Here is a 17,282-nt window from a genome sequence, read left to right as displayed (position 1 = left end):
ATTAATGAAAGATGAAATTTTAATTCCTGATAACTTTGCTGTTGAAGAAGCTTCACAATACAGACAAGAACTAAATGAAAAAATTGAAAAAGGCGAAAAAGATTTTACTTTTAATTTTAGTAAGTGTAATTTTATCGATAGTACAGGACTTGGAGTTTTAGTTGGAATATATAAAAAGTGCAAAGAACTTAATGGTAATTTTAAAATACATTCAATAAACAATCCTCAAGTTTTAAAAGTTTTCAAACTTACTAGACTTGATAAAGTATTTGGAATTGAATAAATGGGAAGTAAGTGTAGTCTAGGATATTAAATAAAATTAATAAATCTAAGGGTGAAATATTTAAAAGCCTAAGAAGTTTCAATAACTCGCTGAAAAGATGCTCAGACAATTGAAACATCTAAGGCTTTTAAATATTTCACTCTAAGATTTATTAAAATTTTATTTAAACAATCCTAAACTACACTTACTTCCCATTATACAGTGGTTTAAGGAAAAAATTCCTCCGTACCTACGGAATTTTGGAATACTACTAAATCAGAAAATAATCACTGACTTATAACTCGCTGAAAAGATGCTCAAACAATTGAAACATCTAAGGCTTTGGAAGTTTTTTGCCTAAGATTTATAAAATTTTATTTAAATCATCCTACAACACACTTACTTCCCACTATACAGTGGTTCAAGGAAAAAATTTATAGTACAATACCTTCAATTTGCAAAAGCTTTTCTTTTAAATCAAGACCACCTGCATATCCAACTAGCTTACCATTAGCACCAATAACCCTATGACAAGGAATAATTATAGGAATTGGGTTTTTATTATTTGCCATTCCTACCGCACGTGAGGCATTTATATTTCCAATACCTTTTGCTATATCCTTATAGCTGCAGGTTTCTCCATAAGGAATTTGTTGTAATTTCCTCCAAACCATTTGTTGAAATTCTGTACCTTCTGGTTCAAGTGGTAAATCAAATATTTTCCTTTTACCAATAAGATACTCATTAATTTCTATGTTCGCCTTCTTTAATAAAGGTGTTTCGATACTGATGTGTGCATCCTCAAAAACGACCTTTCCAAAATAAATATGAGTAATTGCTTTTCCGTTTTCAATAATTGTTATTTTCCCAATTTGTGTTTCATAGTAAAATACATTATTCATAACTTTTCTCCTAAGCTTATATACGTATCTATTTCAATTCCTATGAAATTTAAAAAACTTCATAGGTTAAAACCTATGAAGTTACTAATAAACAAATTATTATCTTCTGAATCCTCTGTTATTGTTCTGTTGCTTTCTTGCTCTTCTGCAATCAGCACATCTTTGAGGTTCATTATCAAATCCTTTTTCTTTATAAAAAGCTTGTTCGCTTTCAGTAAATAAGAATTCTTTTCCACAATCTTTACAAACTATTGTCTTATCTGCCATTTATATATACCTCCTTTTTAAAGATTAAGATCTAAAATTGATTAACTAAAATAACCTAAAAAAAGAGGATATGCAGTTCACCTAATCAAATCTCAGTATTAATTACTTTGCAGTTTTAATACCTAACTAATATAACATATAAAAATATCTTTTGCAACATATTTTAAATATATTTTATTTAATTACTGGCTATGGTTTAAATAAGTGTTGATTTTCGCACTTATTTAAACCATAGCCTATTTACTTCATCGTTATCTCCCAAGGATTTTCTTTTCCCTCCATAAACAAAATGCAGCTCAATATTGAATGTTCTACCATATCACTTACAGCTTGATCAGTATAAAATGCTGTGTGAGGCGTTATAATTACATTTGGATAAGATTTTAAAATTGCCAAATCTCTATTATTAAGCACTTTGCTTTTTAAATCATTATAATAAATATTTGCTTCATGCTCAATAACATCTAAAGCCGCTCCTCCAATTTTTTTCTCCTCAATAGCTCGAATAAAATCTTCAGTATTAATAAGCGACCCCCTAGCTGTATTAATAATAAAAACACCATCCTTCATAATTTCTATAGATTTTTTATTAATAAGATGGTAATTATCTTTTGTTGCAGGTGCATGCATTGTAATAATATCACTATTTTTAATAAGTTCTTCTAATGAAACATATGACACATATTGCTTCATTTCTTCATTTTCGTACAAATCATAAGCTAGTATTTTGCATTCAAATCCACTTAAATTCTTGATTACAGTTTGACCAATTCTTCCAGTTCCGATAACACCTACCGTTAAATTATGAAGTTCCTTACCTTGAACTCCCCTTAAAGAAAAATCCTGTACCTTGCTGCGTTCCATAATAACTTTTATTTTTCTTGTTGCCATAAGAATCATCATTACTGTATAATCAGCTACACTTCTTGGTGAATATGTAACATTTCCAATATGCATACCCAATTCTTTAGCCTTTTCAATATCTATGTGATCATAGCCTATAGTTCTAGTAGATATAAATTTAACACCATTATCATAAAATTTTTTCATAAGTTCTGCTGTAATAGGCGTAGTAATAATACTTATACAATCAATATCCTTAGCTAAATTAGCATTTTCTAAAGTTGGATGCTCCTTGCATAATATCAAATCAACATTATATTTGTTTTTAAATTTTTCAAAATATTCAGCTTCATCCTTTCTGTAACTATAGGCTAACATTTTCATAATTTTAACTTCCCTTCATTAATAAAATATTACTTTATTTCTTGAACTCTTCCTACAATTCCACCTTCAAGCATAACTTTAATACCACGTGGGTGAATTTCTGAGTTTGTAAGAATCTTTTTAACAATGCCCTCAGTTAACTTTCCAGAACGTTGGTCCTGTTTCTGAACAACTAAGACTTTTTCTCCTATTTTTATATCTTTTCGTCTTGTTCCATCCATAATATTACTCCTTTTTTTTACTTTTATATACACTATTACAAATTTGCCTAAGAATTTATAATCATTATACCTTTAAATTCTTCAAAAACTCAATACCTAAGTACAATTCTCACTTCATTACTGTTAATCTTGTACCACTTGTGGTGCTATAGTAAATTATTGAAATATGTATAAGTTAAGTTTTCTCTTCACCTTTAATTATATCTAATTTAATGATATAATTACATATTGTCGTTATAAAAAGTTACCATACCGTAATTATATTAAATGACCAAATAAAAAATGTAAGGTGAGAATAATAAAATGAGAAATGAAAAATTAGAAAGATCTATAGTTAAACTTAATAATGATATTGCTGCTATTAACGTCGCTAAAAAATACTTATCAAATATAGAGGAAATAAACGAGGTAAGAGATAATTTAAATAATAAAAAACAATTATTATCTAATGAATTATATGCTGAAGATCATAAAAGTTATTCAGAGTGTCGTGAAGTTATAGAAAAATTATTAGATACAGAGTTAGGAAAAGAAGAACAAGTAACTTTGCTTGAAACTATAAAAGAAACCTTTGGAAGACAGTCACCAAATGTAAGTAAAAAAAGTAACGGTCTTAATGCTTGGTTAAAAGAACTTAATATTGATCATAATTGGATTAATGACGAAGAATCTGATTGGGATAAATTAGTTATAACTGGATTTGGATTATATAAACAAAGCTAAAACTATAAGAAAAGCATCTGCAGCAATGAAAAAATAGCAGATTAAATACTTGTCTGCTATTTTTTTATTTATCCAATTTAATTCTTAAATACTTAATTTCTTTTCCTTCTTCATTTATTAAGTTTATATTTCTATCTCATTCCTCTAATAACCCCACATGCTAATTTTCTTCCAGATGCACCAGCTGGCTGAGTTCTATAATCATCTGGACTTTCATGTATAACTACTGATTTTCCTATGATATCAGCAACTTTAAACTTATTTGTAAAAAAAGTCATTTGCGAATATCCATTATTAGAGAATAATACTGGGAAATCTCCTGCATGATTTCCATGAGGTTGCCCTGTTGGATTCCAGTGCCCTCCTGCCGCCATAAAAGGATCTTTAGGATTTCCTATGTTACAATTACCATTTTGATGTATATGAAATCCATGTGGTCCAACTTGAGGTTTTCCATCTTGTGCTGGTCTATATGGTGGTAGTCCGTTAACCTCAACATAAACCTCAGTTCCTCCTTTTACATCTGTGAAGGTTACAGTACCCCTTATATTAGGTGCCAGTGGTCCTCCCATTATAGTTGCAACAGCCTTTCTTGGCAACCTATCTTTAACCTCATTTCTATAACCACAACAATTATAATCAAAAAAAGGACATTGAATATACATACTTGCCTCCAAAATCAAATATTATAATTAATTCATTTTATTCATCTTTTATCCATTTGTTACACTTATATCAATACAAATAATTACCGAGTATATATTTATTTAAAAACATAAAAACTAATAAGGCATATTAAAAATTCAATATAAAGTATTGGAGGTGTTAGAAATGTCTCATAAACCCTTAGTTCCAGAAGCAAAAGAAAAATTAGATGAATTAAAAACAGAATATGCAAATGAAATTGGAATTGCATATAGTAATAACGATAAAGGTGACAGACCTTCAAAACTTAATGGGCATATTGGCGGTCCTGTTGGAGGATTAATGACTAAAAAAATGGTAGAAGCTTTTGAAAACAAATTGTCACATAGATAAATATTGCGAAGTAAGTGTATCACAGGATATTAAATAAAATTAATAAATCTAAGATAAAAAACTTTAAAGGCCTAAGAAATTTCAATTGTTTGAGCTGTCTCTTGCGAGTTATTAAAATTTATTAGAATTTTGGGATTTAGGCTCTTAGATTTATTAATTTTATTTAAGGTTTCAAGATGCTATTACGCACATCATTTTTATGCAGAGCTCCCACTTATTATTTTGTTTTGCACTACACCTTTGTTCGCATTTAACTATATCGAAATTGCATATTGCTTATACCTTTCACAATCTGCCTTTTTACATTCCATTGATATAAAAACTCCGTTAAATTTATATTCAGTTGAATTAATATTTGCATTATCTTCAAAGTATGATAATACACTTCCTTTATCATAGGGAATTATCATATTGCAATTAACATACTGTGTAAAAACTTTTTTGCAAATTTCACTTACTAGTTCATTTATTCCAGTTTTATTTTTAGCAGAAATGTATATAGAATTTTCTTCAACTTTAAAAATCTCATCATGAACTAAATCAGTCTTGTTAAAAGCATAAATAGTTGGTATTCTATCTGCCCCAAGTTCTTTTAAAGTCTCTTTTGTAACTTCAATTTGCTGTTTATAATTAGGATTTGAATAATCAATTACATGAATTAGCATATCTGCTTCTCTAACTTCTTCTAAAGTAGATCTAAATGCCTTTACTAATTGGTGTGGCAGCTTGCTAATGAAACCTACTGTATCTGTTAGCAAAAATTTTTTATTGTCTGTGAGATTAATACATCTTACAGAGGTTTCTAATGTAGCGAACAGCATATCTTTTTCAAATACTTTTTTATTAGCCGATGGATTATAAAGCTCTACCATTTCATTCATGATAGTTGATTTACCTGCATTTGTATATCCAACCAAAGCAATAACAGGTATTTCTGTCCTTTTACGTTTTTTTCTCTGATTTTTGCGTCTATCCACAAGTGCTTCTAGTTCTTTAGATAATTCACTCATCCTATTTTTGATTTTTCTACGATCAAGTTCCAGTTTTGTTTCACCTTTACCTTTATTTCTAAATCCATAACCTGAGCTTTGACGACTTAAATCTTTTCCAGCTCCAATCAACCTAGGCAGCATGTATTGAAGCTTTGCTATTTCAACCTGCATTTGAGCCTCTTTCGTTTTTGCCCTCTTCGCAAAAATTTCCAGTATAATTCCAGTTCTATCAATTAACTTACACTGCAAAATTTCTTCCAAGTTACGAATTTGCGTTGATGATAATTCATCATTAAAGATTACCATGTCTACATCTGTTTCATGAACTAATTCCAATAGTTCTTCAATTTTACCCTTGCCCAAATAATATGCTTTATTAACCTGATTTAATTGTTGAGTGGTCTTAGCAATTACATCTATATTGCATGCATACACTAAATCCTTTAATTCTTCCATTGAATTTGTAAAATCCTCTTGATTGTTAATATTAGCACCTACTATTATTGCTTTTTGTTCCATATATATCCCTCCGTTTTATTAAAAACCGGCCATACTATGTGTTTTAAATAATCTGCAAAAAGTAATAAATTTTTCATTAATAGTTATAGATTTTATTATATTCCACAATAAAAAGAGGGCGGATTATCTCCCTCCCTCTTAAATATTACATAATAATCTAAAGATAAGCCATAAAACTTTTAAGTTATTAATGCTCTACAAAGCTTACTTATTGAACTTTTAGAATATATAACTTAAGTTTTATCTTATCTTCTATTTAAAAAGGTTGTCTTAAAAATAAGCAGACCAATCCCGTTTTCTCTATACACATAAGTATAGCCTTTAATTACTATTAAATTAGTTAATTAAAGCTTAAAATCGGATTTTCATGCTCATTTTAAACAACCCCTCCATTCATCTAAATTTAATTTTATATTACCATATTTAATAAACTTTTTCAATATTTTTCTAATATTCTTAATTTTAAAATACAATATTCTTGATATCTTCAATTCCAAGCCCAGGTTTTTCGCTTAAGGTAATGTTATAATTATCATAAATTGCCCCTCCTACAACATCATCTCTGCTGCATAAAACTGGTCCATCAAGATCAATTTTTGTTATTATACTTTTTGCTGCTGCAAGATGAACAGCTGCAGTAACGCTGACTTTTCCTTCAAGCATACATCCAAGCATACACTCCATTCCATAAACCTCAGCTAATGAACATATTTTCAATGCATTATATATTCCTGCTGTTTTCATAAGTTTTATATTTATTAAATCTGCTGCTCGCATTTCCATTACCTTTACTGCGTCCCTTGGTGAAAACACACTTTCATCTGCCATAACTTGCATATCTACATTATCTGTAACCATTTTAAGTCCTTCCAGATTTGAAGCTATTACAGGCTGTTCTACAAATTCTATATCCACACCTGCATCTTCGATTTTTCTTAATGTTCTTATAGCTTCTTTAGGCTCCCACCCTTGATTTGCATCTATTCTAAGCTTAATATCATATCCAACAGCTTTTCTTATGGCTTTCATTCTTTCTATATCAAGTTTTGAATCCTTGCCAACTTTAATTTTTAAAACTCTATAACCAAGTTTTACAGCTTCTATACTGTCATTAGTCATCTCCTCTGGTGAATTAACACTTATTGTAATATCGGTTTCTATCTTATTTCTATAACCTCCAAGAAGCTTATATAATGGAGTATTATATAGTTGTCCATATAAATCGTAAATAGCAATATCTACTGCTGCCTTAGCACTGGTATTTCCTACAATGCATGAATTTAATTTTAAAAATATACCTTCTAAATTTTCAATATCCATTCCAACTATACTTTTTTTTATGTAATTTTTTATGGCACCTTCTATAGATTCTACTGTATCACCTGTTACAAGTGCTGTAGATGCTGCACTTCCAAAACCAATATTCCCTGTATTCGTAATTATCTTAACAATTATATCATCCACACTATTTACACTTCTTATTGCTGTTTTAAATGGTTTCTTTAAAGGCGCAGACATATGTCCTATAATTATATCCTTAATAATCATACTACACACTTCCTTATTTTATTCTCTTTATTCTTGTTGACCTTCTTGTATTTTCAAGGAATTTTTTCACATCTGCAAACATACTACCAGCTACTGAGGTAAATAATATATCAACAACATTCAACTGTGCTATTCTTGAAGACATGGCCCCACTTCTAAATGTAACTTCAGGAGATAGAACAAATAAATTTATATCACATAAGCTACTTATAGAGGTGTTTCCAAATTTAGTTATACTTATGGTAGTTGCCCCCGCATTTTTAGCAACCTCAATAGATTCAAAAGTATCCCTTGTTTCACCAGAATATGAAATAGCAACAGCAACATCGCCCTTTTTTAGGTTAGATGCAAATTCCATTTGAAGATGCGTATCTGATGTGGCTCTTACATTTTTATTTATTCTTGTGAATTTCTGAAACGCATCTAAAGCTATTATATAAGATGCACCTACACCATAAAAATCAATTTTATCAGCTTTTGAAATAGCCCTAACCGCTTCCTCTAAAGATTTCTTTGATAAAACCTCTACAGTATTGTCTATTGATTTTTTGTTATTATAGCTTATGTTTTTTATTATTGTATCTATGTCATCTTCTGGATTTATATCATTATACATATTTTCATCTTTATTAACTTTTGCAGTATCCTTAGCTATTGTTATTCTAAATTCTTTATAACCTTTGTAGCCTAAAATCTTACAAAGTCTCACTACTGCTGATTGTGAAGAACCACTTTTGTCTGCAAGATCCTTTATTGATAAATCAGGTATTTCCTTAGGACTCTTTAAAATATACTCAGCTATTTTCTTTTCTGATGGATTTAAATTATCAATTATTTCTCTTATACGGATTAAGCTCCCATACATAAATTATCCTCGCTTCATTTTTTATTTTTAAAATTATTTTTTACAAAATATGTAAGATTTAAAATGCCTTCTTTATATTAGTGTACACAAGTTTTGAAAGCTTTCCTATAATGTCTTTTGAAATATGATTAAATTTGGAATTTCGCACAAACACGCCTAATATATATTTCTCATCATTAATACTAAAAATACCAATATCATGATTTAAATTGTAAAGATCTCCAGTTTTATGAGCACACTTGGTATCACTTGGCAAATACCTCAAAAGCATTTCATAATCTGTATTTTCACTCAAAATTTTTATCATTAACTTACACATATCACTGTTTAATATTTTATAATTATAAATTTTTTCAAATAAATTAAGCATATCATAGGCGCTTGTAATATTTTCTCTTCCTGCTTCTGCAGCCTTTTTATCCATCATTTTTCTTTTAAGCTTTGTATTTTTTAATCCTATTTTTTCAGCATAATTATTTATATTTTCCATTCCAATTAAATCTATAAGTATATTAGTGGCAGTATTATCACTAGATATTATCATAAGCGTTAAAACATCAATTAATGTATAAGTATCATTTTCAAGACATGATATTATGCTGTAATCCACTCTATCTGAGTCTTTCACTTGAATTTTTTCATGTAAACTATAAATACCTTTCATAACTTCATTTAATGTCTCTGCCATTATCAATACCTTTATTGTACTTGCTGATGGGAAACCTTCATTTTCATTAATGTACATGTAATTTGAATTATCTTTGAGGTCTAAAAAGACTAGTGAAATATCTTCCTCTCTTGAAGCTATAAAGTTTTTTATATTTTCTTTCAAAATCTCATTTTTATACAACTAACATCATCTCTCTTTAATATAAATGATATTTTTTCTTTAATTCCTTAAATTTTAAAGAATCCCCCTGGCACTTTTCATATATTTTATCAGTACTTATATTCCCTTTTCTAAGAATACTATTTCCAGCTAAATAGTCAATTCCATACTTTAGCTTTTTCTCTTCAAAAGTAACAAAATCAAATTTATCTTTGCTTTCACGTTTTATAGTTTCATAAAGAAACATCCCTGTTTTAACAGGCTTATATATTTTTCTGTCAGTTACATGAATTTGTATTCCCCTGCAAAGCTTACCCACATGTTTTGAAAAAGTCGGAGTGAAAAATACTGGTCTAAACTTAACACCATAAAGCTTGAGCCTATTCATCTTATTTGCAATTTTGAAACCATCAAGCCATGGTGCCCCAATAATCTCAAAAGGTCTAGTTGTTCCTCTTCCTTCAGAAATATTTGTGCCTTCAAAAATGCAAGTTCCAGGATAAACTACAGCTGTATCAATACTTGGCATATTGGGCGATGGCATAATAAAATTTAATCCTGTAGCTTCATAGTACATTTCTCTATTCCAATTCTTTAGAGGAATGACTTTCAACTTACAACCTATTAAAAATTCTTCATTAAACAAACTTGCAATTTCTGCTATTGTAAGTCCATACCTCTGGGGTATTGGATATCTTCCAACAAAAGAACTATAATTTTCATCTAAAAGGTTTCCTTCAACATCAACTCCGTTAATTGGATTTGGCCTGTCAAAAACAACAAATTCCTTATTAAATTCACTGCAGCTCTCCATAGCATATGACATAGTATAAAGATAAGTGTAAAATCTAGCACCAACATCTTGAATGTCAAAAGCAAGTATATCGACATCCTTTAAAATTTCCTTAGATGGTCTTTTATTTTTTCCATATAAGCTATAAACTCTTATACCAGTTTTAGAATCAATATAGCTTTCAACCTTTTCTCCTGCTTGAATATCTCCTCTTATTCCATGCTCAGGTGAATATAATGCTGTCAAATTTGTTCTTTCTCTTAAAATATCTATTGTACTTTTAAATTCACAATTATACCCAGTGTTATTAGTTATAAGTCCAACTTTTTTTCCTTTAAAAATATCCATATATTCGTCTATATTGTCTATACCCGTTTTAACTTTTTCCATCTATAAGACCTCTTTGGTTGCCTTTTTATATTCCTTCCAAGGCATAAAATTAAATTTTCCATAAAAGTCAAGTATATCTGTATCCGTCCAATCTATGACCATTTTATCTACATGCCTTTTTTGCAATATTTCAAGTGATTTATGAAGTATAAAAACACCAAGTCCACACTTTCTATAGTCTTTATCTATGCCTATTGGACCAAGTCCACCATAATTTTCACCAAGAAGTTGTCTCCAATATATAGGTGGTCCTATGAATTTACTTTTATTATCATATATATGTGCAAACCCTATTATAGTGCCTTCATCCTTTAAAACTACCACATCTCTATCTTCCATGCCTATCTGAAAGAACTCTTCAAATTCTTCATACCATCTTCCAGGAAAGTTTTTGTAAAGACACTGCATAAGTCCTTCCCTATCCTCAAATTTTAAAGTTTCAACTTTGTATTTTTCAAAATTATATTTTTTTTCATAAACATTTTCAAATTTTATTTTGGAAATATCACATATTAAATCATAAAAACTATCAGAAATTTTATATTTTCTTTTTAGAAAAAATTGCTTGGAACACAAACACTCTAATGGGATTCCGGGAAAAAAGTGATAAGTATCACTACCTAGACGAATTGTTTTAACTCCCAAGCTAATTAAATTGCCTTCTGCCATATCTAAAAGTTTAGCCCCTATACCATGGTTCCTATAATTTATATCAACCATAATGGAATTTATATATCCTATGTCATTATTTGGCTTTAAATTTCCACTTTTGTAACTCCACTGTTTGTATATTACAAAACCTACTAAAGTTTCATTTTCAAAAGCACCTATTATATTTTTATTTTGTTTGTCATTTTCATAATTTTGCTTAAGCAATTTTAAGTCAATGGGATATACAATTCCTATATTTCTGTTCCACAATTCTACAATCATGTCTAAATTACTAACTTTTTTAAAATCCATTTAATCACACTCCCCTGCCGCTATAACTACAGCACCAAAGGCAGAATCATTTTTCATATGTACTAGGTTAATTTTAGGATAAACTTCATTTATACTATTTTTAAATTCATCATATAAATATTCAATATTGTTAATAGCACCACCTGTTGTTGTTAATGATATATTTTTATCACCAAGCTCAAGCTTACATGCAACAGCTTTCACACTTAAAAATAATTCCTTTGCTGCACTCTTAAGTATTCTTTTAGATACAGCATCACCAGCTTTATATGCAGAATTTACAACCCTTGTAAGTTTTGCTATTTCCTTTTTACCAGCACCACTTCTATATATATAATTTATTAAATCCTCATGGCATTTTAAATCTAAATGCTTCAAAATACTGGTTTCAAGTATAGTTTTTTCACCTCTGCCATCATAACTTTTAAGTGCTGCTTTTATGGCGCTTATTCCTATGTCATATCCACTTCCTTCATCGCCTATAATATGTCCCCATCCACCGGAACGACAGCTTTTTCCTTCCTCCGTTCTTCCATAACAAATTGATCCAGTGCCACTTATGACTATAATTCCATTTCTTTTCCCAATACCACCAGCCAAAGCTATTTCAGCATCGTTAACCACTATAATTTTACCTTTATACCCTATAGCTTTTATCATATTTTCAATTATAACTTTGTCTTCATCTCTATCTGCTCCAGCAGTGCCAATACAAATTGCATTGCAATTATCTAGACTTTGTCCTATTTCTTTTACCCCTTCGCATATTAATTCCTGAAATACTTTTTTAACCTCTTCTTTTGATGTGGAATTTATATTTGACGGTCCCTTAATGCCTTCTGCAATAATGTTATAATTTAAATCAGAAATTTTCATGTGGGTTTTAGTTCCTCCACCATCTATTCCTATTACATATTCCATAAACTCACCCCATCACATACTTATTTCATTTTAACTGGTGATATACCTTGTGCTTTTACTTCACCTTTTAAAACCTTAATAGTGCTTTCAATGGATAACTCAGTATACTCATAAGCATTTATATATGTTGAAATTTCTTTAAAATATAAAATATCATATGGATTTCTAAGAGATACTAGTATTATATTAGCATTTACTTTACTTATTTTTTCTACAAGCTTAACTTGATTTTTGTTTACAGAAGCGTTGTAAATACCTATTACAATTCTATCTGCATCCAAGCATTTCTTTACTATATTATCTATTAATTCATCATTTGGCTCCATAGGAATTTCAAATTCCACACCTTTACAATTACTATTTAATTTATGACAAAAGGATTTTTCCATTTTAATTTTATCATCAGCACCCGTAAGTGCAATTGCTTTTGTGGATATAGAAACCACTTTTCCTTTAAGAGGTATTAAATTTTTGTCATCCTTTAAAAGTGTTATACTCTTACAGCTTATTTTATCCGCAAATACTTTATTCCCTTTGCTGCAAGATTTTTTTTCAAAATTATCTTCAATATTATACTTTTTCTTTATTTCAAGTATTTTCTCAACGGATTCTTCTATTCTTTCTTCCGGAATTTCACCATTTAATACAGCTTCTTTGATGGCCTTAATGCATTTTTTCTGAATATCTTTACTGTGAGATATACAAATCAAATCTGCTCCAGCAATTATAGCTTTAACCGCCGCTTTATCACTTCCATAAAAATCTGCTATGGCTTTCATTTCCATACAATCTGTAATAATAAGTCCTTTAAATGCCATTTTATTTCTTAGCAATCCCGTAAGAACCTTACTTGATAGCGTTGCTGGAACTTTATCTGGTTCTACCTTTGGGAAAAGAACATGTGCCGACATTATGGCATCAACACCTGCCTCAATAGCATTTTTAAAGGGTAAAAGTTCAACATTCTGAAGTCTTTTAATATCATGATTAATTACAGGCAAACTAATATGTGAGTCCATAGCTGTATCTCCATGGCCTGGAAAATGTTTTGCAACTGCAATTACACCTTTTTCTTTAAGTCCTTTTATAAGCCCAATGCCAAGTGCAGAAACATTTTCAGGGTCATCCCCATAAGAACGACAGCCAATAACAGGATTCTTAGGGTTACAATTAACATCTAGGACCGGTGCTATATTCATGTTTATACCAAGTCCTCTAAGTTCTTCTCCTTCTATCTTTCCCTCTTTATAAGTACTCTTATCTTCATTTGCAGCTGCAAACGACATATTGGAAGGGAATACAGTAACCCCGTCGTGTACTCTTGTTACCATACCGCCTTCCTGATCAGTTGCTATAATTCCTGGAATTTTTGTGTACTCTTTAAGTTTTCTCTGAATGCTTTTTGTAAGTTCTATTACTTCATTTTTATCCCCTATATTATCTGAAAACAATATAAAATTTCCTACTTTTTCATCCTCAATTAATTCTTCTATGTTACCATCGTAGTATTTTGAAGGAAAACCAGCTATTATCATTTGACCTATTTTTATATCCAAAGGAAGCTTTTTTATATTAGTCATATAAATTCCTCCACCTTAATATTTATTTTCCGTAAGTGATGCAAGTACTGAATTACTAAAAAGTCTTCTAAACCTTATTATATTATTGTTATCTCTTGTAGGATGAACTCTATTTGTTAAAAGTATTGCATATACTTCATGCTTCACATCAATCCACAAGGAAGTACCTGTAAATCCAGTATGTCCAAAGGTTTCTTTTAAAGCTATATCTCCCATGAAAGAATTTTTATCTCCTTTAATACACCATCCATAGCCTCTGTTATCTTCAAGTCCTAAAGTATGATTAGTTGTCATAGCTCTAAAAGAGGCATAGGACATAAAATTATTTCCTTTATTTATAAGCATATTTGAAAATTTACACAAGTCCTCTATATTAGAAAATAATCCTGCATGACCTGATATTCCATCAAAAAATCTTCCATTTTCATCATGGCATATCCCAATAAAAGGCTTTTTAGTATTACTATCGATTTCTGTGGCGGCTATATTCGAGCCTTTAGGATTAAATGACGTTTTCTTCATTTTAAGAGGATCAAAAATGTATTTTTTGCACAAAACATCAAGTCTTGCACCACCTATTTTCTCAAGTATATATCCAAGCAAAATATAACTAAAATCACTGTATATACATCTTGTACCAGGTTTATAGTCAAGCTCCAGTTTACATATATAACTTATAGCATCCTTATAGTTACTGCAAAGTTCATATAAATTTCTAAAAGGTACAAAGCCAGCAGTATGTGTAAGCAGATTAAATATGGTTATATTCTCCTTATCTTTTCCTTTAAATTCACTTAGATAATAGTTTACATTATCATAAACTGAAATAAGTCCCTTTTCTAAAAAAAGCATAAATAAAGTATTTGTGGCGACAACCTTAGTCAAAGAAGCTAAATCGAACACGGTATCTTTATTCATAGGTAAATTTTCTGGGTATAAACATCTGTTTCCAAAGCTCTCTACTTTTATTATGCCCGCTTTATTTCCCACCGCTGCTACTGCACCTGGAAAATCTCCTTTTAAAACTCCATTCTTTATAAGATCAAAAGCCCTATTAAGCTTATCTGTATTAATAAACATAAAACTCACTCCATCCCTATCTAAGCCAAAAGTGCATAATTAAAAAAGATAGTAATACGAAAACTGCGAAAATAGCACAAAAAATAGGCAATAATATCTGAATAGCTGCAATAGTCAACGCTAAAAAATCTTTGAATCGGATTTTTCTTTTTTCAATAGGTATATTTTCAATGGCAACCTCTTTTTCATTACTTTTAAATTTAATAATAAACACCCCCTAATATAAATGACATGCTACAAAATGATTTTTATCAATTTCTTTATACTCTGGAATTTCCTTTGAGCATCTCTCCGTGGCATAATTACATCTTGTATGAAATTTACATCCTGCTGGAGGATTTGCTGGACTTGGAATATCTCCCTTTAAAATTATTCTATTTTTTTTAAATTTAGGGTCCGGTACTGGAACTGCTGAAAGAAGAGCTTTTGTATATGGATGCAGTGGATTTTTAAATAATTCTTCTTTACTTGCAAGCTCAACCATACTTCCTAAATACATAACTCCAACTTTTTGACATATATATTCAACAACACTAAGATCATGAGATATAAAAAGGCAAGAAAATCCTTTTTCTCTTTGAAGTTTAACAAGTAAATTTATAATCTGTGCCTGTATAGAAACATCTAGTGCTGATACAGGTTCATCCGCAACTATAAATTTAGGATTTAATATAAGTGCACGAGCTATTCCTATCCTTTGCCTTTGACCACCAGAAAATTGGTGTGGAAATCTCTTTATATGGTATGGAGCAAGTCCACATGCTGTTATCACTTCTTTAACTCTTTCATCAATTTCACTTTTGGTGCAAATACCATGATCTATTGCTGCTTCTCCAACAATTTCTCCTACTGTCATTCTTGGATTTAATGAGCTATATGGATCTTGAAATATCATTTGAATTTCAGGTCTTATCTTAAGCATACTGCTTTTATTCATGCTAAAAATATCCTTGCCATTATATAAAACTTCTCCATCTGTTTTATCCATAAGCCTTAATATGGTTCTACCCGTTGTTGTCTTACCACAGCCTGATTCACCAACTAATCCCATAATCTCATTTTTTCCAATATCAAAAGATACATCATCAACACTCTTTACATATCCCGTAGTTTTTCTAAAAAACCCACTTTTGATTGGAAAATATTTTTTTAAGTGTCTAACTTTTAAAACAGCCTCTTCCAATTATTTTCCCTCCTCATAAAGCCAGCATGAAACATAGTGTCCTTCTCCAACTTCTTTTAAGCTTGGTTTCTTCTTTTTACATATATCTTTTGCCATATTACATCTTGGATTAAAATAACATCCTTCTGGCATAGCTAATGGATTCGGAACCTGCCCTTTAATAGAATATAATTCATTTTGAAGTTTATTTATTACAGGTTTTGACTTTAAAAGTCCTATAGTATACGGGTGTCTCGGATTTTCATAAAGTTCCATAACAGGCGCCTTTTCAACTATTTTCCCTGAATACATTACAACCACATAATCTGCCATTTCAGCAACTACTCCTAAATCGTGAGTTATAAGTAAAATAGATGTATTTATCTTTTCTTTGAGCTCCCTCATAATATCCAATATCTGCGCCTGAATAGTAACATCTAACGCTGTTGTTGGTTCATCTGCTATTAAAAGCTTGGGTTTGCACGCTATAGCCATAGCTATTACAACTCTTTGTCTCATTCCACCACTTAGCTCATAAGGATAGCAATTTATTATTTCTTCTGCTCTTGGTACTTTTACCATTGAAAGAAGCTTTATAGCCTCTTCTTTAGCTTCCTTTTTGCCGATTTTTTTATGTAATATTAAAACCTCTTCTATTTGATATCCTATGGTAAAAACCGGATTCAACGAAGTCATAGGCTCTTGAAATATCAAAGCTATTTGATTTCCTCTTATATCCCTTATTTTATTTTTGCTCATAGCAAGCATATTTTCACCTTTAAATACTATTTCTCCACCTTCTATTTTGCCTATAGGTTTTGGGACTAAACTCATTATAGACATGGCAGTCATGCTTTTCCCGCAGCCCGATTCTCCAACTATTGCCACAGTTTCTTTTTCCTTAATTTTAAAACTAATATCGTCAATAGCCTTCACTATTCCTTCTTCTGTGTGAAAATAGGTTTTTAGATTTTTAACTTCAAGCAAATCCTTTGCCATT

The 17,282-nt window shown here is 30.1% G+C and carries 19 protein-coding genes; 3 read left to right on the top strand and 16 right to left on the bottom strand.

Features of this window, described 5'->3' with window-relative positions; genetic code table 11:
- Window positions 1–4: 4 nt before the first annotated feature.
- Window positions 5–283, top strand: coding sequence for an STAS domain-containing protein (locus tag CUEA01_RS07435; RefSeq protein ID WP_234120976.1), 279 nt, complete (start codon window positions 5–7; stop codon window positions 281–283).
- Between the two features lie 413 nt (window positions 284–696).
- Here CUEA01_RS07435 and CUEA01_RS07430 read toward each other — a convergent pair whose 3' ends face one another.
- The 4 genes from CUEA01_RS07430 to CUEA01_RS07415 form a co-directional block, all read right to left on the bottom strand.
- Window positions 697–1,164, bottom strand: coding sequence for a methylated-DNA--[protein]-cysteine S-methyltransferase (locus CUEA01_RS07430; protein WP_234120974.1), 468 nt, complete (start codon window positions 1,162–1,164; stop codon window positions 697–699).
- 99 nt (window positions 1,165–1,263) lie between these two features.
- The gene (locus tag CUEA01_RS07425) at window positions 1,264–1,431 is read right to left on the bottom strand and encodes a zinc-ribbon domain-containing protein (protein ID WP_234120968.1); all 168 of its coding nucleotides are present in this window, start codon (window positions 1,429–1,431) and stop codon (window positions 1,264–1,266) included.
- 240 nt (window positions 1,432–1,671) lie between these two features.
- Window positions 1,672–2,658 (bottom strand): D-isomer specific 2-hydroxyacid dehydrogenase family protein, encoded by a 987-nt coding sequence (locus CUEA01_RS07420; RefSeq protein WP_234120967.1) that lies wholly within the window; start codon window positions 2,656–2,658, stop codon window positions 1,672–1,674.
- A gap of 29 nt (window positions 2,659–2,687) precedes the next feature.
- Window positions 2,688–2,879, bottom strand: coding sequence for a YwbE family protein (locus CUEA01_RS07415; protein ID WP_234120965.1), 192 nt, complete (start codon window positions 2,877–2,879; stop codon window positions 2,688–2,690).
- 303 nt (window positions 2,880–3,182) lie between these two features.
- Between CUEA01_RS07415 and CUEA01_RS07410 the strand changes: the two genes are divergently transcribed.
- Window positions 3,183–3,602, top strand: coding sequence for a hypothetical protein (locus tag CUEA01_RS07410; RefSeq protein ID WP_234120962.1), 420 nt, complete (start codon window positions 3,183–3,185; stop codon window positions 3,600–3,602).
- A gap of 131 nt (window positions 3,603–3,733) precedes the next feature.
- Here the strand turns inward: CUEA01_RS07410 and CUEA01_RS07405 are convergent, their stop codons facing one another.
- The gene (locus tag CUEA01_RS07405) at window positions 3,734–4,267 is read right to left on the bottom strand and encodes a superoxide dismutase family protein (RefSeq protein WP_234120960.1); all 534 of its coding nucleotides are present in this window, start codon (window positions 4,265–4,267) and stop codon (window positions 3,734–3,736) included.
- 166 nt (window positions 4,268–4,433) lie between these two features.
- On the opposite strand from CUEA01_RS07405, the gene CUEA01_RS07400 reads away from it, so the two are divergent.
- Window positions 4,434–4,640: an alpha/beta-type small acid-soluble spore protein gene (locus tag CUEA01_RS07400; protein ID WP_234120959.1), complete on the top strand. Its 207-nt coding sequence runs from the start codon at window positions 4,434–4,436 to the stop codon at window positions 4,638–4,640.
- 254 nt (window positions 4,641–4,894) lie between these two features.
- Here CUEA01_RS07400 and hflX read toward each other — a convergent pair whose 3' ends face one another.
- From hflX to CUEA01_RS07345, 11 genes are all read right to left on the bottom strand, one after another.
- On the bottom strand, window positions 4,895–6,151 hold the full coding sequence (gene hflX / locus CUEA01_RS07395) for a GTPase HflX (protein ID WP_234120956.1): 1,257 nt from the start codon (window positions 6,149–6,151) through the stop codon (window positions 4,895–4,897).
- Between the two features lie 462 nt (window positions 6,152–6,613).
- Window positions 6,614–7,699: a dipeptide epimerase gene (locus tag CUEA01_RS07390; RefSeq protein WP_234120949.1), complete on the bottom strand. Its 1,086-nt coding sequence runs from the start codon at window positions 7,697–7,699 to the stop codon at window positions 6,614–6,616.
- A 13-nt stretch (window positions 7,700–7,712) separates the two neighbouring features.
- Window positions 7,713–8,564 carry a MurR/RpiR family transcriptional regulator gene (locus CUEA01_RS07385; RefSeq protein WP_234120948.1) on the bottom strand — a complete coding sequence of 284 codons (852 nt, stop codon included), beginning with the start codon at window positions 8,562–8,564 and terminating at the stop codon, window positions 7,713–7,715.
- A gap of 58 nt (window positions 8,565–8,622) precedes the next feature.
- Complete coding sequence (locus tag CUEA01_RS07380; protein ID WP_234120946.1) at window positions 8,623–9,396, bottom strand: serine hydrolase; 774 nt, start codon at window positions 9,394–9,396, stop codon at window positions 8,623–8,625.
- Between the two features lie 34 nt (window positions 9,397–9,430).
- Complete coding sequence (locus CUEA01_RS07375) at window positions 9,431–10,576, bottom strand: exo-beta-N-acetylmuramidase NamZ family protein (protein ID WP_234120944.1); 1,146 nt, start codon at window positions 10,574–10,576, stop codon at window positions 9,431–9,433.
- Complete coding sequence (locus tag CUEA01_RS07370; RefSeq protein WP_234120938.1) at window positions 10,577–11,539, bottom strand: GNAT family N-acetyltransferase; 963 nt, start codon at window positions 11,537–11,539, stop codon at window positions 10,577–10,579. It lies immediately after the preceding gene.
- The gene (locus tag CUEA01_RS07365) at window positions 11,540–12,460 is read right to left on the bottom strand and encodes an N-acetylglucosamine kinase (protein WP_234120936.1); all 921 of its coding nucleotides are present in this window, start codon (window positions 12,458–12,460) and stop codon (window positions 11,540–11,542) included.
- Window positions 12,461–12,480: 20 nt separating this feature from the next.
- On the bottom strand, window positions 12,481–14,040 hold the full coding sequence (nagZ, locus tag CUEA01_RS07360) for a beta-N-acetylhexosaminidase (RefSeq protein WP_234120925.1): 1,560 nt from the start codon (window positions 14,038–14,040) through the stop codon (window positions 12,481–12,483).
- A 15-nt stretch (window positions 14,041–14,055) separates the two neighbouring features.
- Window positions 14,056–15,120, bottom strand: coding sequence for a serine hydrolase domain-containing protein (locus tag CUEA01_RS07355; protein ID WP_234120923.1), 1,065 nt, complete (start codon window positions 15,118–15,120; stop codon window positions 14,056–14,058).
- Between the two features lie 217 nt (window positions 15,121–15,337).
- Window positions 15,338–16,303 carry an ABC transporter ATP-binding protein gene (locus CUEA01_RS07350; protein WP_234120918.1) on the bottom strand — a complete coding sequence of 322 codons (966 nt, stop codon included), beginning with the start codon at window positions 16,301–16,303 and terminating at the stop codon, window positions 15,338–15,340.
- Window positions 16,304–17,281 carry an ABC transporter ATP-binding protein gene (locus tag CUEA01_RS07345; RefSeq protein WP_234120904.1) on the bottom strand — a complete coding sequence of 326 codons (978 nt, stop codon included), beginning with the start codon at window positions 17,279–17,281 and terminating at the stop codon, window positions 16,304–16,306.
- Between the last annotated feature and the right edge of the window lies 1 nt (window position 17,282).

Origin of the sequence: Clostridium hydrogenum, assembly GCF_021432385.1 — a bacterium.
GTDB classification, from domain to species: Bacteria; Bacillota; Clostridia; order Clostridiales; family Clostridiaceae; genus Clostridium_S; species Clostridium_S hydrogenum.
Note: the sequence above shows the minus strand (reverse complement) of the source record. Positions and strands in the feature narration are given on the sequence as shown.